The organism is Streptomyces sp. NPDC021019 (assembly GCF_044333295.1).
Lineage (GTDB): Bacteria > Actinomycetota > Actinomycetes > Streptomycetales > Streptomycetaceae > Streptomyces.
Window position 1 is genome coordinate 425539 of record NZ_JBIRQR010000004.1, and the last position, 18305, is coordinate 443843.

Here is an 18305-nt window from a genome sequence, read left to right on the forward strand (position 1 = left end):
AGGATGACGGCTGACTCGTTCACGGGCGGGGCGCGATGTTGTGGTTGAGCCGGAAGAGGTTGTCGGGGTCGACCGCGGCCTTCACCCGGGCCAGTCGGCTGAGGCTCTCCGGGTCGAAGCACTCCGCCACCGACTCGGCCGTGTCCGCCCCCGCGAGGAAGTTCAGATAGCGGCGGCCCGTGCTCCACGGCCCCATCGGCCCCAGGACCACGTCCGGCGAGCCGGGCGGAGAGAGCGTGGACAGCGTGTACGCGCCTTCGCGGACGCCCACCGCGTTGGGCACCTCGGCGGGCCGGGAGAGCGCGCCGCCGAGGTGACGCACCTCCACCATCAGGTCGCCGCACGACGAGCCGGCGCCGGCCACCCGAAGGAGCGCGTCGGCGGCATGAGAGCTCAACTCCCGCAGGACGATGTTGCGTTCGTGGTACGGGAGCGGATGAGCCGGATCCTGGTGGATGTCGGCCACCGCCGCGTACGGCATCTCGGCGACCGAGTCCGCCAACGGCGTAGCGCACCGGCGCAGCGGACGGACGAGCCGCTCCCCCTCCCCGGTGGGGCCGGTGAAGGCGATCCGCACATGCGCGGCGAACGTCCCCCGGAGGAACTGCGGCACGTCCGGAACGTCCGGCAGCCGCAGCAGCGCCATGGAGGAGGTCATCTCCTCGGGCACGGTCGCGGTCCACCGCCGCCAGGCGTGCAGGACCCGCGCCGCCTGCTCACCGGGGAAGTAGATCCCGCCGCCGTAGAGCCGGCGCACCGGCATCAGGCCGAACCACAGCCCGGTGACGATGCCGAAGTTCCCCTTGCCGCCGCGCAACGCCCAGAAGAGGTCCGGGTGCCGGTCACGGGTGACCTGCCGGATACTCCCGTCGGCGGTGACGACCTCGATACGGGTCACATGGTCGGCGGCGAACCCGAACTGCCGCCCCAGCGGTCCGAGTCCACCACCCAGTGTGTAGCCCACTACGCCGACCAGCGGGGACGACCCGTTGAGAGGGGCGAGCCCGTGCGGTGCGGCGGCGGAGATCACCTGATGCCACTGGGCCCCGGCCTCCACGTAGGCCGTACGGGTGAGGGGGTCGACGGCGACCGCGTTCATCCGGCGGGTGGCGACGAGGACCCCGCCGGACGCGGGCGCCGCGATGCCGTGACCGGTCGCCTGGACGGCGACGGGGAGCCCTTCCTGGGCTGCGAAGGACACCGCGGCGGATACGTCGCCGGCCGACCGGGCGACGACGATCACGTCGGGCCGGTGCCGCGCGATGCGGTTGAAGCCCGCGAGTTCCTTCGCGTACCCGGCGTCCTCGGGCGTGAAGACCTCACTCTTGAGCCGGGCGACGAGCCCGTCCAGGGAGCTCGCGGCGATTCCCGCATGTCCGGGCAGTTCGAGTAATGCGGGCAGTTCGGGTAGTCCGACCACGATCACGTCCTTCCTCGTCGCGCCGAGCGTCGGCGGACGAGGAGGAGTGTTCTCGTCCGGGAGGGCCTCTTCCATCCCCTACTTGAGGGGTTGGAAGGGTCTGGCAGAACTGGCACCTTCATGGGATGACCGGTTCGACGATCTCCCGCACCCCGGCCTCCCGTACCTCGGTCGGCCGGGCGGAACTGCTTTCCCGGACCGCCAGGGCGACCGACGCGCTCGGCCTGTTCGCCGAGGCCTCGGCCCACCTGCGCCGGCTCATGCCGTACGACGCGGCGGTATGGCGCGTCACCGACCCGGTGACCGGCATGATGACCGCGCCGATCCGCGCGGAGAACCTGGACGAGGGCGGCTGCGCCGTCTACTGGGAGTCCGAACTGTTCACCGAGAACGTCAACCTCTTCCGCGACCTGGCGCGGGCCCCCGTGCCGGTCGCCGGGCTCCGGCAGACGACCGGTGACCTGCCCGCGCGCAGCACGCTCTACGAGACCTTCATGCGCCCGCGCGGATTCCACGACGAATTGCGAGCGGTCCTGCGCGTGGGGGGCCGTCCCCAGGGCCACATCAGCCTGTTCCGGGCTGAGGGGCGCCCGGCCTTCGACGACACCGAGACCCAGCTGATCGCCTCCGTCATCACTCCGCTCGCCAAGCAGCTGCGCTCGTTCGCCGAGCCCGACCCGCAGACGCAGACGCAGACGCAGACGCAGCCTGACGGCCCACGCGGCCCCGGGCTCCTCCTCTTCGACGCGACCGGCACTCTGCTGTCGTACAACGACGACGCCCTGGCCCACCTCTGCACGCTCCCCGAGGGCCCCACCGTTCTCTCGCCCCAGGGCATCCGGGTGCCGTCCTTCATCCAGGCGACCGCGATGAAGGCCCGCGCTGTGGCCGAGGAACGGGACCGCGGCCAGACCCGCGCCCGGGTACGGGTACGGAACCGCGCGGGCCGCTGGCTGGTCTGCCACGCCTCCTGCCTGCGGGAGGCGGACGGCGGACCGGGCGCCTCCGCCGTGGTGATCGAGCCCGCGAAGGCCTCGGAGATCATGCCCCTGATCGTGGACGCGTACGAGCTCACCGACCGGGAGACCGAGGTCACCCAGTACATCGCCCGCGGCCTTCCCACCGGTGAGATCGCCGCACAGCTGCACCTCTCCCCGCACACCGTCCGGGACCACGTCAAGGCGGTCTTCGAGAAGGCCGGGGTCTCCAGCCGCGGCGAACTGGTGGGAAAGCTGTTCACCGAGCACTACGCGCCCCTGGCCGAGACGAACATGACCCGGGTCCGTACGGACTGACGACGGGCGGGCCACGCCTCTTCCCGGGGATGCCGCTCTGGCTCCGGTCCGCTTCCGGGTGGCCATCGCGGTGTAGCGTCGCCCCTCCCACGGCACGAGACCCCCCGGAGAGAGGCAGATCTTGGGGCCTCGTGCGTTCCCGCCGGGTGGGGGCCGGGGCGGGGTCTCGTGCGCTCCGTGGTGCCACCAGAGGCCCGGACGGCCCATGCGGCGAGGGGCGGCTTCTCGTCGTCGTCCGCCGGGGGCGGCAGCTCTGGCTGCTTGAAGCGCTGCCACGAGTCGCGGGCTTTGCTGGCTGAAGCGATCACGTCGGGGACCTGACCCAAGAGCCCCTTGATCGCAAAGAGCAGCACTGAGGCCACGCCGGCGATGGCGAGAATGACGACGTCGGCGGTGCCGTCCACCGATCAGCCCAGGGGAGCAACTAAGCCTTGTCGGCCTCGGTCACCGGCTTGATGCGATCCAGGGGCACGTCCCACTCCTGGCCACCGCTCGGGGGTCGCGCGCGGCCATGGCAGCTTCCCGTGGTTGAGGGTCGTTGCTGGCTTCCCGTCCTGGGTCACCCGCGGCCCCCTCGCTGCAAGCTGCACGTGCTGATGTGGGAGGCCGCCTTGCGCTCGCTGATCTGCCCGCCCTCGGTGCTGGTCGCCCAGCTCGACCGCCTCACCGGAATGATCGGCGTGGACACGGTGGAGATGGGTGTCATCCCGTTCGCGGCCTCCGTCAAGATCGTGCCCGCCAACGGGTTCTGGGTCCTTGATGACCGCCTGGTGGTGGCCGAGGACTGGCACGCCGAGATGTGGTTGGACGACGCCGACAACGTCGCCCTGTACTCGAAGGTCTGGCGCACCCTCCGCGAGTCGGCCGTGTACGGAGCCGACGCCCACAACGTCATCAACTCGGCCAGGCGCGCGCTGAACCCGCGTTGATGACGTTGTGGGCACGTCACAGTCAAAGCACACCGAGAGAACTGGTCACGAATAGGCACAGGGCGAGCGCCCGCGAAGGCACCCCCGCCGAAGAGGACCGCCGGAGCTTTGGGCTCGGTGGAGCTGTGTTTGAGGGAGACCACACGGAAGCCCGCCACTGGGTATGCCGTCGCCGCTGGCCCGAGCCGCGGACGGCCGGGCGTCATGTTGAGATATCCGGTCCTCGCCGGCCGCCACTTCCCGTATCGAGATTCCTCACCGCATCAAGGTGGCCGACGGCTACCCCGGCCCCGTACTCCTCGTCGCCGCCCCACCTGGGCGGCCTTCGTACACTTCGCGGCCGAGCACTGACCCTCACCGCCTACGCCGCAGGGCTCGCGCCCCTCCCTCACCGGGCCGGGCCGCGGGCCCTCGCGCCTACTCAACCGCTCCCTGAGTGCCGGCACTCATGATCTTGCCCCGGCCGCTGCCTAGCGTGGCGCGCATGGACACGGAAGCGACCGCAGCAGACACGTCGGCCACGGACACGTCACCCGCCGGCAGCTCGCGGTGGTTCTACGGCTGCTCGATCGCGGTGATCGCCTTCTTCGTGCTGATCATGCTGGGAGCGGCTGCCGTCACGGAGTTCGAGAAGAGCCTCGACGGCGACGGTCAGATGGAGCAGCCCGGCCTCTCGGGCAGCGTGTCCCAACCGCTCGGCCCCGGCATGACGGCCCGGTACGAGGACGGCCTGTGGGTCACCATCAGCCGCCCCGAGCCCCATGGCGACGGCACCTACATCCTCACCGTGACCTTCAAGAACGGCACCGACGAGGAACTCCGCCTCAACGGTGGCTCGTTTCCCCCGCTCCTCGTCGTCCGGGCCGGCGCATCCGGCGACGACGACGCCAGCGTCTACAGCCTGACCCGGCTGAACTCGGAGAAGTCCACCGCCGCCCTCGTCCCGCCCCTCCCCGAGGGCGAGGAGCGCACCGTCCCGATTCGCTTGAAGCCGGCCCGGGCGGGCACCCCGGTCACGGTCGAGATCACCCCTCCGGACGCCGGCTACCGGGAAACGTCTTACTTCCAAGTCACCCTGGGCTGAGCCCCCGGGCCGCTCCGGGCCCGAGCCGCCCCCGTCAGTCCCCGACCCGCGCCCCGGCCCAGGCGCGGGCGGCCGTCACGTCCTGCGTGGCCATCGTCGGGCAGCCCCACAGCTGCTCACCGCTGTGGATCGATGCGGCGCGCTCCGCCGGGATGTCCGACGGCGCCACGAAGGCGAGGCCCCGACAGTGGGCCGTGAGGCCGGGCCGGATCAGCTTCAGAGTGCGGACGCGGTCGGCGGCGGACCTACCGGACGGCGACGTCACGGGAGTGCGCCCGTCCGGCGGTGCGGGCATCAGGAGGATCGCCGCGAACGGCTCGGCGCGCTCCGTGAGAGCGCGCAGTTCGTCGAGGACGAGCTCCTGGGCCTGGTCCATGGGCAGCCCCGAGGTGTCGATCTCCCATGGTGCCCCTGTCGCTTCCTGAATGCCCATCAGTCGAACCTAGCAGCATTAGCGACCAAGGGTCACTAATGAGGGTTCGCCCCTCCCTGCGTACGCTTGCCCCGATGAACAGCACCGGAAGGAACGGGCCCGGTCGGCCGCCGCGGCTGAGCCGGGAGCGGATCGCCGAAGCCGCCCTGCAAGGGGACGTGGCGACGCTCACCATGCGGGAACTCGCGACGAGGCTCGGGGTCTCGCACTCGTCGCTGTACCGGTGGGTGCCCGATCGCGACGGCGTGCTGGATCTCGTCAGCGAGGTCATGGTCGGCCGGGTACTCCCCGAGGACGAGCCCGACGCCGGGACCTGGCTCGACTGGCTGGAGCGGCTGGCGTGGGCGATGCATGACGAGTTCCTGGCGGTACCCGGATACGCCGCCCATGTGGCCCGCCCGCACCGCCACCACCTCGCGTCCTTCGAGCGGCTGCGCGACAAGGTCGTCGCCGCGTTCCGCGCGGGCGGCGCGGACACCCGACAAGCCGAGCAGTACTGGGCCGTCTTCGGGCTCGGCGTGGTCCGGTGGCTGGCGGCAGCAGGCAACGCCCCGGCCGAGCCGCCGTTCGTCCTCTACCTGGGCACCCTGCTGCGCGGCCTCCCCCGCCACGACGAGGAGCGCCGCCCGCGTGGATGACCTTCGGTCCATCGGCGACGAGCGCCTGCTCGGCCTCGTCCGCAACCTCCTGTCGGATTCGCCGAAGAGCCGGGAGCGGGCGTGCGAGACGATCTGCGACTGGGCGCGGTCCTTCGGCCGCCGGGAGGTCCGAACCCTGGCCTCCCTCCTCGCCTCCGCAGCCGTCCTGGAGCAGGACGCGGCCTGCTTGGGAGCGAACTGAACGCGCTGGGCGAGCTTTCGACGACCGGCCTCTTCGAGACCGCCGACATCGCCGTCCTACGCCGCCTGCCTCGGGCGTCCGTACGGCCGGGGGACGTGGGGCAACTGGACGACCTGATGGAGCAGTACTTCTGACAGGCGGCGAGGGGCGGGTTCAGGCCCAGGGGTCGAACGGGATCCCGGCGGGCTTGGAGTCGTCGAGCAGATTGCGGAAGCGGTCGTCCCTGTCGGTGACCTTGATGGTCGCGGAACCGAAGTCGGCGTTCATGAGCTTGTCGCGCAACTCCGTGCTGGGAAAGCCGTTCCAGTCGACGACCGGGGGGTAGCGCCAGTTGCCGTAGTGGTTCTCGGGCGGCTCGTCGTTGCCGTTGGCGAGGCGGAAGAAGTGCGTGCTCGGACCGTCCTTGTGGTAGACGGCCTTGGGGTGCGAACCGTCGAACCGGACCTGCGAGCGCGGATAGGTCTTCACCGTGCTGTGCTGCGTGGTCGAGACGTAATCCACCTGGCCGGAACCCTGGTTGACCCAGGTGATCACATGCTCGAAGTCGTGGCGGTGCCCGCCCAGTCCGCTGCCGTGGACAGCCTGGTCCTTTTCGAAGTAGCTCGCGTAGACGATGCCGCACCAGCCGTGGTTGCACTTCGAGCGGGAGTACGTCTGGGAGTTGTCCAGGTCCCATCGGTCCCGGCAGCTGCCGTTGACCGCTCCGGTCGTCCTCAGACCGGGCGCGAGGGTGCCGTCCGGGCCGATGGCGGGGGTGGCGTAGCAGCCGTCGCCGTCGTAGTCGAAGGCGGGCGCGAACGTCTGCCCGTAACCGCCCGCGTTCTGGGGGAGGTTGCCCGGCGGGTCGGCGTGGGCGGCGGAGGCGGTGCCCAGCACGAGAAGGCCCGCGGCGGCGAGGACGGCGGCGGTGCGGGCGGTGCGCTCGCGGACGGCACCGGCGCGAGCGCGGCAGCGGGCGACGAACCCGTTGCGGACGGAAAGCAGGGCTCCAACGACGGCAGGTGCGGCGCCGGGGATCCCGGTCGGAGTCGTCGGTTTCGGCGGAGTTCGCATGGCTTCTCGCTCCTGATGCATCGGGCGCATCAACTCGTGGTGACGGGGGATCGACACCCGCAAGAATTGCCCGGAGCATGACAAAATGAAACGGAAGACCGCCGCCCACCTGCCCGTCGGCACTCAGCCGCCGCCCACCCAGCAAACGATCAAGAAGCGAAGATAACGTGGGGAGCAGGCAGCCCCAGGGGCGGAAGAAGAATCGACGTACGGCTTCACGGAGGACCTATGGCTTGGGACGAGTGGGAGCAGGCGAAGGCGAGGGCGCAGCAGGACGCGGCCATGCGGCTGAACCAGGTCGCCCCCGAACGCGGCGGTGGCGGCGGTGACGGAGACCTGGTCGTGCACGACAACGTGCTCGGCGCGCTCGGCAACGCGGCCTACAGCCTGCGGCAGCACTTCTCCACCGCGTCCGACCACGCCCGGCAGACCACCTTCGACGCGTCCATCCAGCTGTTCAACGACGGGCTGGACATGGGCTCGGCCCTCACCGAGCTCCATGACGCCTGGAACACGAAGGCGGGAACGCTCAAGGAGGCGTGCGCGCACATCTCCAACCATCTCGACTACTCCCGCGCCGAACACGCGAAGGACTCGGTCAAGATCGCGACGGACCTGCGCACGGTCGGCGGGGACGAGCTGTCCGTGTCGCGCATCAACGACTACTACAAGTAGCGGCTACTCCACGTAACGAGCACGGCGGACAACGGGGGCACACATCATGGTCACCTTCCAGGACCTCAACGACCTGCGGCTGGGAAAGCTTCAGGAAGCGGTCGCGGATTGGCAGGCGATGGTCGGCAAACTGGTCAAGGTCGCGGACGGCGGCAATGGCGAGGTCAGCGCGGCGGACCTGGACAGCAAGGCCGAAGCGGCCGACTGGAAGGGGCAGAACGCGACCGTGACCAAGGACTTCGTCACGGTCACGGCGCGGGAGTTCGACGACGTCGTCACCGTCGCCCGGAGCGTGCACACGATTCTGAGCGGCGCGCACAGCAAGCTGACGAAGCACAAGAGCGACTTGGCCGACGCGGTGAGCCGTGCGGCCAAGAAGAACATCTACGTGGACGACAGGGGCATGGTCAGATCCGCCGTCCCCTCACCGCAGGCGGCCGGCAACGCGAAGATCGAGCCGCCGACCCAGGCGGAGATCGACGCGGTGGCCCAGGAGATCAGCACCATCCTGACCGCGGCGGGCGAGACGGACAGCACCGCCGCGACGGCGCTGCGTTTCCACGCGAAGGACAAGCACGGGTTCGAGTCGAACGGCTTCAACAGCTTCGACTCGGCGCAGAAGAGCATCGAGGACTCCGACGAGCTCATCGCCCTGGGCAAGAAGGACCCGAGTCAGCTCACCAACGAGCAGCTGGCACGCTTCAACGCCCTGATGAAGGCCCACCCCGACGATCCCGTCTTCGCCGAGCGCGTGGCCCTCGGTCTGGGCCCGGAGGGGACGCTGAAGTTCTTCGCCGGGGCGGTGGACCTGGACAGCTGGGAGAACCGGGAAGGCGGCGGCACGGGCACCCGGGAGGCGCGCGAGGAGCGCATGCGGCTGCTCGGCGCGCTGGAGAAGCAGCTGGGCACCACGCTCGCCACCGCGTCCCACTCCAACAGCGAGGGCATGGAGTCCTGGAAGGACCGGGTGGTCGGGCTCGGCGGCGAGAACGTCGGCGGCGGCCAGGGCGGGAGCCAGACCCGCGTCCACGGCTTCCAGGCCATGAGCAACCTCATGCGCCACGGGAAGTACGAGGGCGAGTTCCTCAACGACTACGGCAACGCGCTCGTCAAGTACGAGAAGGAGCACACCGGGGACGTCAAGGACCCGGGCCCCGGCGGCAAGAACCGGGAGGACGTACTGCCCTGGGACAAGCTCCCGTCGTACGCGAAGATCGACCAGCTCCACTACGGGGACAACGCCGACGCGGGTACGGACCCGATGACCGGCTTCATGAAGGCCCTGGCCCACAACCCCGACGCGGCCACCGACTTCTTCAGCTCGACGGACCCCCAGGACAACGCGCAGTACGTCCTCAAGGACCGCGAGCCCTTCAACGACGTGGTGCCCGACTCGATGGGGTACGGAAAGTCGGCAAGCGACTACGAGGGCCCGAAGGCGAGTTACGAGGCGACCGGCGACGCCCTCGTCGCGGCGGCGACCGGGGTCGACCCGAACGACAGCTCCGCCCGTCCCCCCGAGCACACCGGACAGCACCGGCAGGTTCTCGACAGCTCGCTGAAGTACCTCGCGGAGCGGGGCGACGACTTCCCCAGCGAGATGCGGGACGACATGGCGATCGTGCTGACGAACCACGGCGACACGGTTCACCACTCCGCCAGCGCGCTGGCGGATGACCCCAACGACCCGAAGCTGCTGGACAGGGACCAGCTGTTGGAGGTCTCCAAGCAGGTCTCCCGCGACCAGAACGCCTACGGCATGCTCAACGAAGGCCTGAACCGGGAAATCGTCAGGGACATCCACGAGGACGACCCGAAGGACCCCAAGGAGACCCTGCTCCGGGCGGGCAACACCGTCGGCTTCCTGGAGCAAGCCCGCTACCAGGCCCTGGTGACCGACAAGGACGACCCCTCGTGGGATGCCAAGTGGATGTACCACGGGTTCGGCAGCATCGCGAACTTCGTTCCGGGGGTGGGCGACATCGCCCAGCGCGGAATCGACGCGGCGGCCTACCAGTGGCAGACGCAGGAGCAGGCGCGGATCGACACCATTCACCAGCAGGACAACGAGGAAGTCTTCAAAGGCAGGGAGCAGCAGTTGCAGGCACTCGCCGACGAGTGGGCCAAGGCAAACCCCGGCCACTCCCAAACCCGCTACACCATCACCGATGAGATCAACGGCGCAGCGTACGACGGAAACAACCGAGCCAGCGGACTGGACGGGGGAGGCTGATGAAGGTGACGAAGGGGAACGCCCCGCGCCGGACGTGCGGCGCTCTGCTGCTCACAGCCCTGCTCCTCGGGGCCACCGGCTGCGGCAGCCCCGAAGCCTTCAAGGTCTCGGAGGCCTGCGGCATAGAATTCGACCCCGAACTTATCGGCCGGCTCCTGCCCACAGGCGACGACCTGAAGTCCGAGGACGCTTTCTCGGAGCCGAAGCAGTTCCGCTGCGAGTTCGCGGTGGACGGGCAGGACCAGGTGGGCCTGCGAGGTGACGTCGTCGAACCGTTCGTGAAGCCACTGGCGGTCAAGGAATCGGTCATGCTCCGCCTGGGCAATCCGGCACCTGCCGACATCGGTGATGGCGCCACCATCGCGGACCATGGGGGGATGGCCCTGAAGGCATGCACCTACAACGGCGAGAAGATGCAGTACGTACTGTCCATCGACAGCGTGGAGGACCCGGAGGACACCGCGGAGCGCCGTCGCCTCCTGGAAGCGTTCCTGCGCTCCCAACTGCCTGTCGCGATGGAAGCGGAGGGCTGCCGCCCGTAGTGGCGGGGGGGCAGCGGTGTGTCGGAGGCCCGGAGGACGTAGTGAGGGGCGCATGCGAAGGAACGTTCTGCGGCACGTGGGCGGCCTTGCGCTGCTCGCCATCCTGTTCCTCGAGGCCACCGGCTGCGGCAGCCCCGAAGCGTTCAAGGTCTCGGAAGCCTGCGGAACCGAGGTCGACCCCGGTCTCATCGGCCAGCTACTGCCCAGAGGCGATGAGCTGAAGACCAAGGACACCTTCTCCGAACCCAAGCAGCCGCGCTGCGAGTTCGAGGTCGATGGTGAGGAGCGGGTGGGGCTGAGGGGCGACGTCGTCGAACCGTTCGTCAAGCCGTTGGAGGTCAACGCCGACGGCATGCGGCGGCTGGGTAACCCGGCACCCGCCGACATCGGGGACGGCGCCACCATCGCGGACCACGGCGGGATGGCCCTCCGAGCCTGCACCTACCAGGGCGAGAAGATGCAGTTCGTGCTGGCCATCGACGGCGTGGAGAACCCCGAGGAGACCACGGAACGTCGCCGCCTGCTCGAAGAGTTCCTGCGCTCCCAACTGCCCGTCGCGATGGAGGCGGAGGGCTGCCGCCCGTAAGGGCGTCAGGGGGCCGTGTCACGCCTGACGGACGTCCGGCTTGTGCGCCAGGAAGCCGGCGACCGGCCGTTTCGCGCCTTCGTCGGGCTCCTGCAACGTCCGCCCCGTGATGACGAATCCCGCCCGCTCCAGGAGTTCGGCGATTCGGTCCGCCGGCAACCGGTAGCTGTCGAAGGGGACGGCGGGGCCTCCGTAGCCGTGCGACAGCTGCCGGTGCCCGTCGTCGCCGACCCGGGTGACGATCAGCAGGTGCCCGCCGGGCGCCAGCGTCCGGTGGAACTCGGCGAACGCGCCGGGGAGCGACTCCGGCGGCAGGTGGTGCGTGGAGTAGAACGCCAGGATGCCGCCCAGTTCGCCGTCCCCGGCCTCCAGCGCGGTCATCGAGCCGACGTCGAAGCGCAGTTCCGGATGGGCCGCGCGGGCCAGCCCGACCATCCTCGGCGAGAGATCGATCCCGAAGGCGGAGACTCCCAGCCCGGTCAGGTACGCGGTCACCTTGCCCGGCCCGCAGCCCACGTCCGCCGTCGGCCCGAGGCCGGACGACGCGACGAGCTCGGCGAAGGCGGCCAGTACGGCGCGCGACAGCGGGTCCAGCTCGCTCGGGTCCTTGACGGACCGGGCGTAGTCGGCGGCGACGGCGTCGTACGACTGCCGGGTCCGTTCCAGATGCGGGGGTTCCATCCCGCCCACGCTATGCCCGCAGCGGCCTCGAAGGCCACGGGCCTGCTGAGCCGGGCGGAGCCGAGCGGGGGGACTCCCCGCCCGCACCGGCGGGGGCACTCCCCGCCCCGCACCGGCCTCCCCCGCCCTCAGCTCGGCAGCACCGGCAGCAGCTCCGGCAGATGCCCGTCCGAGGCGGTGGCCACCGCGACGCGTTCGGCCGGGACCTCCCCGTACAGGGTCGTACGGGGGCGGGACGGGCGGCCCGCGAGGTCGGCGATGGCCTCCAGGCCCTGGATCGAGCGGTACGAGCCGTAACCCGACCCGGCCATCCGCGAGATGGTCTCCTCCATCAGCGTGCCGCCCAGGTCGTTCGCGCCCGAGCGCAGCATCTCCGCCGCGCCCTCCGTGCCGAGCTTCACCCAGCTCGTCTGGATGTTGGTGATGTGCGGGTGGAGCAGGAGCCTCGCCATGGCGGTGACGGCCCTGTTGTCGCGGTCCGTCGGGCCCGGGCGGGCGATGCCGGCCAGGTAGACCGGGGCGTTCGTGTGGATGAAGGGGAGCGTCACGAACTCCGTCAGGCCGCCGGTCTCCTGCTGGAGCCGCGCAAGGGTACGGAGGTGGCCCAGCCAGTGACGGGGCTGGTCCACATGCCCGTACATCATCGTCGAGGACGAGCGCAGGCCCACCTCATGGGCGGTCTTGATGACCTCCAGCCAGGTGGCCGTGGGCAGTTTGCCCTTGGTGAGGACCCAGCGGACCTCGTCGTCCAGGATCTCCGCCGCCGTGCCGGGGATCGAGTCGAGTCCGGCCTCCTTGGCGGCGGTCAGCCAGTCGCGGATCGACAGTCCGGTGCGGGTGGCCCCGTTGACGACCTCCATGGGCGAGAACGCGTGCACGTGCATGCCGGGGACGCGTTCCTTCACCGCGCGCGCGATGTCGAAGTACGCCGTGCCGGGCAGGTCCGGGTGGATGCCGCCCTGCATGCAGACCTCGACCGCGCCCACGTCCCACGCCTGCGCCGCCCGGTCCGCGACCTGGTCCAGGGAGAGCGTGTAGGCGTCGGCGTCCGTGCGGCGCTGGGCGAAGGCGCAGAAGCGGCAGCCGGTGTAGCAGACGTTGGTGAAGTTGATGTTCCGCGTGACGATGTACGTGACGTCGTCGCCGACCACGTCCTTGCGCAGCGCGTCGGCGATCCGGCACAGCTCGTCCAGCGCCGGGCCGTCCGCGTGGAGCAGGGCGAGCGCCTGGTCGTCGGTGAGCTTCGTCGGATCGTCGGCGGCCCGGCTCAGCGCCTGGCGTACGTCGGTGTCGATGCTGGACGGGACCATACCGGGGGCCGCCGCCTCGCGGAGCGCCTCCCAGTCCCCGTACACCTCGTCGAAGTCGTTACGGCGGTCGCCGGTGCGGCCCTCGGTGTCGATGGTGGTGTGGAGGTCGGTGCGGCCGAACGAGGTGAAGCCCTCGTCCGGCTCCTGCCAGGGCAGGCCGACGGGGATCGCGTCCTCGCGGGCCAGGCCCGTCTCCGGGTCGGCCAGGGCGCGGACGTGCGGGAGGAGGCGGGGGTCGAGCCAGGGCTCGCCGCGCTGGATGAACTCGGGGTAGATCGTCAGGCGTTCGCGGAGCGTGAAGCCGGAGTCCGCCGTCTTCCGCGCCAGTTCGTCGATGTGCGGCCAGGGGCGCTCGGGGTTCACGTGGTCGGGCGTGAGCGGCGAGACCCCGCCCCAGTCGTCGATGCCCGCGCCGATGAGGAGCGCGTACTCGGCGTCCACCAGGTTCGGCGGGGCCTGGATCCGGGCGGACGGGCCGAGGATGTGCCGGGCCACCGCGATGGCGGCGGCCAGCTCCTCCAGCTCCGCGTCGGGCATGCCGCGCATCGCCGTGTCCGGCTTGGCGCGGAAGTTCTGCACGATGACTTCCTGGATGCCGTGGTAGGCGCGGGCCGTCTTCCGCAGCGCGAAGAGGGAGTCGGCGCGCTCCTCGTAGGACTCGCCGATCCCGATCAGGATGCCGGTGGTGAAGGGGACGTTGGAGCGCCCCGCGTCCTCGAGAACGCGGAGCCGTACGGCCGGTTCCTTGTCCGGAGAGCCGTGGTGCGGGCCGCCCGGCTCGGACCAGAGACGGGTCGCCGTCGTCTCCAGCATCATCCCCATCGAGGGCGCCACGGGCTTGAGGCGCTGGAGGTCGGTCCAGGTCAGCACGCCCGGGTTGAGGTGGGGCAGCAGACCCGTCTCCTCCAGGACCCGGATCGCCATCGCCCGTACGTACGCGAGCGTGTCGTCGTATCCCTCCGCCTCCAGCCACTCCCGCGCCTCGGGCCACCGGTCCTCGGGGCGGTCCCCCAGCGTGAACAGCGCCTCCTTGCAGCCCATCGCCGCACCCTCGCGGGCGATGGCCAGCACCTCGTCGGGCGACAGGAACATGCCGTGGCCGGCCCGGCGGAGCTTGCCGGGGACGGTGACGAAGGTGCAGTAGTGGCACTTGTCGCGGCAGAGGCGGGTGAGCGGGATGAAGACCTTGCGCGAGTACGTGATCACGCCCGGCCGGCCCGCCGCCTCCAGGCCCGCGTCACGGACGCGGGCGGCGGACGCCGCGAGGTCCGTCAGATCGTCGCCGCGCGCCTGGAGCAGGACGGCGGCCTCGGTGACATCGAGGGCGACACCGTCACGGGCGCGTTTGAGTGCGCGCCGCATGGCGTTGGAGGTGGGGCGTCCGCTCTGAGCATCGGTCATGAACCGAGCATACGAGCGAGGTGCGCGCGCCGGACCAGGGCATCGGGGGTCGCTCGTCCGGACATCGGGGGTCGCTCGTCCGGACATCGGGTGTCGCTCGTCCGGACATCGGGGGTCGCTCGTCCGGACATCGGGTGTCGCTCGTCCGGACATCGGGTGTCGCTCGTCCGGACATCGGGTGTCGCTCGTCCGGACATCGGGGTCGCTCATGCCGGAATCGCCGCTCGGGACGTGCCGTGGGCATGTCCGTGGTCACTCGTGCGTGCCGACTCACCCGGATGAGACCCCGCCGACGGTGTTCTCGCGCTTAGTGTCGGAACGGTGATGGAAACGATCGTCCTCGACATCGGCGAAACCCTCGTACGCGACGACCGGCACTGGGCGTCCTGGGCCAACTGGCTCGGCGTACCACCGCACACGCTCAGTGCGCTGGTGGGCGCGGCCGTCGCCCAAGGCCGCGAGGCCACGGACGCGCTGCGCGTCCTGCGGCCCGACATGGACGTCGAGGAGGCCTACCGCGCGCGGGCCGCCGCCGGGCGCGGGGAGCACCTCGACGAGTCGGACCTCTACCAGGACGTCCGGCCCGCGCTGGGCGAGCTGCGGGCCGCGGGCATCCGCGTCGTGGTGGCGGGGAACGGCACGGTCCGGGCCGGGGAGCTGCTGCGGGGCCTGGACCTGCCCGTCGATCTGGTGGTCACCTCGGACGAGTGGGGCGCCCGGAAGCCGGACCCGGAGTTCTTCGCACGGGTGGCCGAGGTGGCGGGCGCGGCCCCCGGGGCGACGCTGTACGTGGGCGACCACCCGGCGGAGGACCTGTTCCCGGCCGCGGCGGCGGGGATGCGGACGGCGCACCTGCGGCGGGGGCCGTACGGGCACTGGTGGGCGGAGCACCCCGACGTGGTGGAGACGGCGGACTTCCGCATCGACGCGCTGACGGAGCTGGTGGGCCTGCCGGGGGCGGGCGGGCCCGACACGTCGGCCGTGTCGGACGCGTCGGACCCGCCGCCGGGCGAGGGAGCGAAGGTGGTGCGGTGGGGGACGCTGCGGTCGGTGCGGTGACCGCACGGCTGGTGCCGTGACCGCACGGCTGGTGCGGTGACCGCACGGCCGGTGCGTGGCGTTTCCGGCCCGCCCGGCTGACGGCCCCCTCCGCCCTCCGGCACGCCGGGGCAGGGGTTCCGTCCTCACACGCCGGACGGGCCGGCTGCCGGGCACCCGCTAGTCCCCCAGCACCGCCTGCATCACGCTCTTCGCGATCGGGGCGCCGAGCCGGCCGCCCGAGATGTCGGAGCGGGAGATGTCCATGTCCGTCGGGTCGATGAACACGGCGACCGCGACCGAACGCCCGTCGTCCTTCTTGCCGTAGCTGACGAACCAGCCGTACGGGACCTCGTCGCGGACGTTCACGCCGCGCTGGGCGGTGCCCGTCTTGCCGCCGACCGTCACACCGTCGATCAGGGCGCGCTTGGCGCTGCCCTCCTTCGCGGTGTACTCCATCATCTCCTGGACCTTCTTCGCCGTCTCGGACGAGACGGCCTGGCTCATCTCCATCGGCTCGTTCTTCTCCAGCGTGGAGAGGTCCGGGCCGCGCAGCTCGTCGACGATGTAGGGCTGCATCAGCTTGCCGTCGTTGGCGAGGGCCGCCGTGACCATCGCCATCTGCATCGGGGTGCTGGTGAGGCTGCCCTGGCCCATGCCGGTGAGGGCCGTGCCGGGCTTGTCGAGCTTCTGCGGGTAGAGGCTCTTCGTGGCGAGCATGTCGCCGAACTCCTCCGCGTACACGTCCTCGTTGAAGCCGAACTTCTCCGCCGTCTCCCGCATCCGGTCCTCGCCCAGTTCGGACGCCGCGTCGAGGAAGACGTTGTTGCAGGAGTACTGCATGGCGGTCTTCATCGACGCCTTGTCGCACACCGCGTCGCCCGCCTCGCTGCCGATCTTGTTGGTGGAGAGCGGGAGGGGATACGGCGAGACCGCGTCCGTCCTGGCGTCCACGTCCGTGACCACGCCGTGCTCCAGCGCCGCCGCGGCCGTGAGGATCTTGAAGGTGGAGCCGGGCGGGTAGGTCTCGCGCAGCGGGCGGTTGGCCAGCGGCTTGCCCTTCTTCTTCTCCAGCGCCGTGAAGCGGTCGCTCTCCTTGAAGGAGATCCCGGCGAAGGTCTCGGGGTCGTACGAGGGCGTGGAGACCAGGGACAGCACCTTGCCGGTGCGCGGGTCCAGGGCGACCACCGCGCCCCGGGCGCCCAGGTCGGTGAGGCCCTTGTAGGCCGCCTTCTGCGCCTTGGCGTCGATCGTGGTGATCACGTCGCCGCCGCGCCGGGGCTGCCCCGTCAGGATGTCCTTGGCGTGCCGGAAGGCGAACCGGTCGTCCTGGCCGCTGAGGACGCTGTCGTAGGTCCGCTCCAGCAGCGAGGTGCCCCGCGACTGGGAGGCGTACCCGGTGACGGGCGCGTACATCGCACCGTCCTTGTTGGTCCGGAGGAACGCGTAGTCCCGGCTCTCGGTCTCCTTCGATCCGGTGATCGCCTTGCCGCCGACGATGATGTCGCCGCGCGGGGTCGCGAACCGTTCGAACCGCACGCGGGCGTTCTTCTCGTGCTGGGCCAGCTCCTGGCGGTCGACGTGCTGGAGCCAGTTGGCCCGCAGCAGCAGGGCCAGCACCAGCAGCCCGCAGAAGATGGCTATGTGCCGCAACGGCCTGTTCATTCCACTCCCCACCCGGGCGGGCTCCGGTCTGGACGGCGGGGCGCCCGCCGACCGGGCCCGCGTATGCGTTCCCCGATGAACAAGGATGCCCTGTGCGCGCGTGCGGTTGCACCGGCGGCCCCGGGCCCCCCTCCTCGGCGGTACGCGGCGTGACCGCCGGAGATACCCGGCGTAGCCGCGTTGCCGTCAGAGATACGCGGCGTAGTCGTCGAGCGTCCGCAGGACCTCCGCCTCGTCGGCCGGGGGCAGCTGAAGCACGACCTCCTCGATGCCCAGCTCCGCGTAGTGGGCGAGCTTCCCCGGGCTCGGCAGCACCGCGTACGGCACCACCTGGAGGCCCTTGGGGTCGCGCCCGGCCTCCTCCCAGGCCGTCCGCAGCTTCGGCAGCGACTCGGTGAGGCCCCCGCCGCCGATGGGCAGCCAGCCGTCCGCGTACTCCGCGATGTGCGCGAACAGCTTCGGGCCCGCCCCGCCGCCGATCAGGGTGCGCGGTCCGTTGACCGGGCCGCGCGGTCGCTGGGCGGGCTTGGGGTGCGCCTCGCTCGCCCGTACGGAGCCGAACGCGCCCTCGTACCGGGTCGGCTCGTCCGCCCACAGGGCCCGCATCAGGGCCATCCGGTCCCGCCCCAGCTCCCGGCGCGTCGACCACTCGACCCCGTGGTCGGCCGCCTCCTCGACGTTCCAGCCGTAGCCGATGCCGAGGGTGAAGCGGCCGCCGGAGAGGTGGTCCAGGGTGGCCGCCTGCTTGGCCAGGCCGATCGGGTCGTGCTGGGCGACCAGGGTGATGCCGGTGCCCAGGGCGAGGCGCTCGGTGACGGCGGCGGCCTGGCCGAGGGCGACGAACGGGTCCAGGGTGCGGCCGTACTCCCGGGGCAGCTTCCCGCCCATCGGGTACGGCGTGCTGCGGATCACCGGGATGTGCGTGTGCTCGGGCAGATACAGCCCGCCGAACCGTCGCTGTTCCAGCTCGCGGGCGAGCCTGACCGGGGTCACCGTCTCGTCGGTGAGGAAGATCGTCGTGGAGATCCGCATCGAGAACACCTCCGTCGTCCGTCAGCGCGTCATGCGCGCGAAGGGCCAAGGTATGCCGTACGACAAGGAAATCCGAGACCGTCGTCCG

The 18305-nt window shown here is 70.8% G+C and carries 16 protein-coding genes and 1 pseudogene; 10 read left to right on the forward strand and 7 right to left on the reverse strand.

Annotated elements, in window-relative coordinates; translation table 11 throughout:
* Positions 1 to 19: 19 nt before the first annotated feature.
* A complete protein-coding gene (locus tag ACH4RG_RS24580) occupies positions 20 to 1495 on the reverse strand; it encodes an FAD-binding oxidoreductase (protein ID WP_398540247.1) in 1476 nt (491 codons plus the stop codon).
* A 50-nt stretch (positions 1496 to 1545) separates the two neighbouring features.
* Between ACH4RG_RS24580 and ACH4RG_RS24585 the strand changes: the two genes are divergently transcribed.
* From ACH4RG_RS24585 to ACH4RG_RS24595, 3 genes and pseudogenes are all read left to right on the forward strand, one after another.
* Positions 1546 to 2715 (forward strand): LuxR C-terminal-related transcriptional regulator, encoded by a 1170-nt coding sequence (locus ACH4RG_RS24585; protein ID WP_398540248.1) that lies wholly within the window; start codon positions 1546 to 1548, stop codon positions 2713 to 2715.
* Between the two features lie 566 nt (positions 2716 to 3281).
* Positions 3282 to 3644 (forward strand): annotated as a pseudogene (locus ACH4RG_RS24590) (Scr1 family TA system antitoxin-like transcriptional regulator); the annotation flags it as partial.
* Between the two features lie 484 nt (positions 3645 to 4128).
* Entirely contained in the window at positions 4129 to 4728 is a 600-nt protein-coding gene (locus tag ACH4RG_RS24595; RefSeq protein ID WP_397920778.1) for a hypothetical protein, read from the forward strand.
* Between the two features lie 34 nt (positions 4729 to 4762).
* On the opposite strand, the gene ACH4RG_RS24600 is transcribed toward ACH4RG_RS24595, so the two are convergent.
* Positions 4763 to 5161, reverse strand: coding sequence for a hypothetical protein (locus ACH4RG_RS24600; RefSeq protein WP_397928530.1), 399 nt, complete (start codon positions 5159 to 5161; stop codon positions 4763 to 4765).
* A 74-nt stretch (positions 5162 to 5235) separates the two neighbouring features.
* Between ACH4RG_RS24600 and ACH4RG_RS24605 the strand changes: the two genes are divergently transcribed.
* Both ACH4RG_RS24605 and ACH4RG_RS24610 read left to right on the forward strand, forming a co-directional pair.
* Complete coding sequence (locus ACH4RG_RS24605) at positions 5236 to 5799, forward strand: TetR/AcrR family transcriptional regulator (protein WP_398540249.1); 564 nt, start codon at positions 5236 to 5238, stop codon at positions 5797 to 5799.
* A complete protein-coding gene (locus ACH4RG_RS24610) occupies positions 5792 to 6001 on the forward strand; it encodes a hypothetical protein (protein ID WP_397920772.1) in 210 nt (69 codons plus the stop codon). Before ACH4RG_RS24605 ends, ACH4RG_RS24610 begins: the two co-directional genes overlap by 8 nt.
* A 153-nt stretch (positions 6002 to 6154) precedes the next feature.
* On the opposite strand, the gene ACH4RG_RS24615 is transcribed toward ACH4RG_RS24610, so the two are convergent.
* On the reverse strand, positions 6155 to 7054 hold the full coding sequence (locus ACH4RG_RS24615; protein WP_398540250.1) for an NPP1 family protein: 900 nt from the start codon (positions 7052 to 7054) through the stop codon (positions 6155 to 6157).
* Positions 7055 to 7282: 228 nt separating this feature from the next.
* Between ACH4RG_RS24615 and ACH4RG_RS24620 the strand changes: the two genes are divergently transcribed.
* The 4 genes from ACH4RG_RS24620 to ACH4RG_RS24635 are packed head-to-tail and all read left to right on the forward strand — an operon-like array spanning position 7283 to position 11090.
* Positions 7283 to 7729 (forward strand): hypothetical protein, encoded by a 447-nt coding sequence (locus ACH4RG_RS24620; RefSeq protein WP_397928538.1) that lies wholly within the window; start codon positions 7283 to 7285, stop codon positions 7727 to 7729.
* A 46-nt stretch (positions 7730 to 7775) separates the two neighbouring features.
* Entirely contained in the window at positions 7776 to 9962 is a 2187-nt protein-coding gene (locus ACH4RG_RS24625) for a hypothetical protein (protein ID WP_397920766.1), read from the forward strand.
* On the forward strand, positions 9962 to 10504 hold the full coding sequence (locus tag ACH4RG_RS24630; RefSeq protein WP_397920764.1) for a hypothetical protein: 543 nt from the start codon (positions 9962 to 9964) through the stop codon (positions 10502 to 10504). Before ACH4RG_RS24625 ends, ACH4RG_RS24630 begins: the two co-directional genes overlap by 1 nt.
* A gap of 52 nt (positions 10505 to 10556) precedes the next feature.
* On the forward strand, positions 10557 to 11090 hold the full coding sequence (locus tag ACH4RG_RS24635; RefSeq protein WP_398540251.1) for a hypothetical protein: 534 nt from the start codon (positions 10557 to 10559) through the stop codon (positions 11088 to 11090).
* 18 nt (positions 11091 to 11108) lie between these two features.
* Here ACH4RG_RS24635 and ACH4RG_RS24640 read toward each other — a convergent pair whose 3' ends face one another.
* Both ACH4RG_RS24640 and ACH4RG_RS24645 read right to left on the reverse strand, forming a co-directional pair.
* Positions 11109 to 11771 (reverse strand): class I SAM-dependent DNA methyltransferase, encoded by a 663-nt coding sequence (locus ACH4RG_RS24640; protein ID WP_397920760.1) that lies wholly within the window; start codon positions 11769 to 11771, stop codon positions 11109 to 11111.
* 128 nt (positions 11772 to 11899) lie between these two features.
* Complete coding sequence (locus tag ACH4RG_RS24645; protein WP_397928543.1) at positions 11900 to 14482, reverse strand: bifunctional FO biosynthesis protein CofGH; 2583 nt, start codon at positions 14480 to 14482, stop codon at positions 11900 to 11902.
* Between the two features lie 324 nt (positions 14483 to 14806).
* On the opposite strand from ACH4RG_RS24645, the gene ACH4RG_RS24650 reads away from it, so the two are divergent.
* Positions 14807 to 15541 carry an HAD family hydrolase gene (locus tag ACH4RG_RS24650; protein WP_397921734.1) on the forward strand — a complete coding sequence of 245 codons (735 nt, stop codon included), beginning with the start codon at positions 14807 to 14809 and terminating at the stop codon, positions 15539 to 15541.
* A gap of 159 nt (positions 15542 to 15700) precedes the next feature.
* On the opposite strand, the gene ACH4RG_RS24655 is transcribed toward ACH4RG_RS24650, so the two are convergent.
* Complete coding sequence (locus ACH4RG_RS24655) at positions 15701 to 17185, reverse strand: peptidoglycan D,D-transpeptidase FtsI family protein (protein WP_397920756.1); 1485 nt, start codon at positions 17183 to 17185, stop codon at positions 15701 to 15703.
* 186 nt (positions 17186 to 17371) lie between these two features.
* Entirely contained in the window at positions 17372 to 18217 is an 846-nt protein-coding gene (locus ACH4RG_RS24660; protein ID WP_397920754.1) for an LLM class F420-dependent oxidoreductase, read from the reverse strand.
* Positions 18218 to 18305 lie beyond the last annotated feature (88 nt).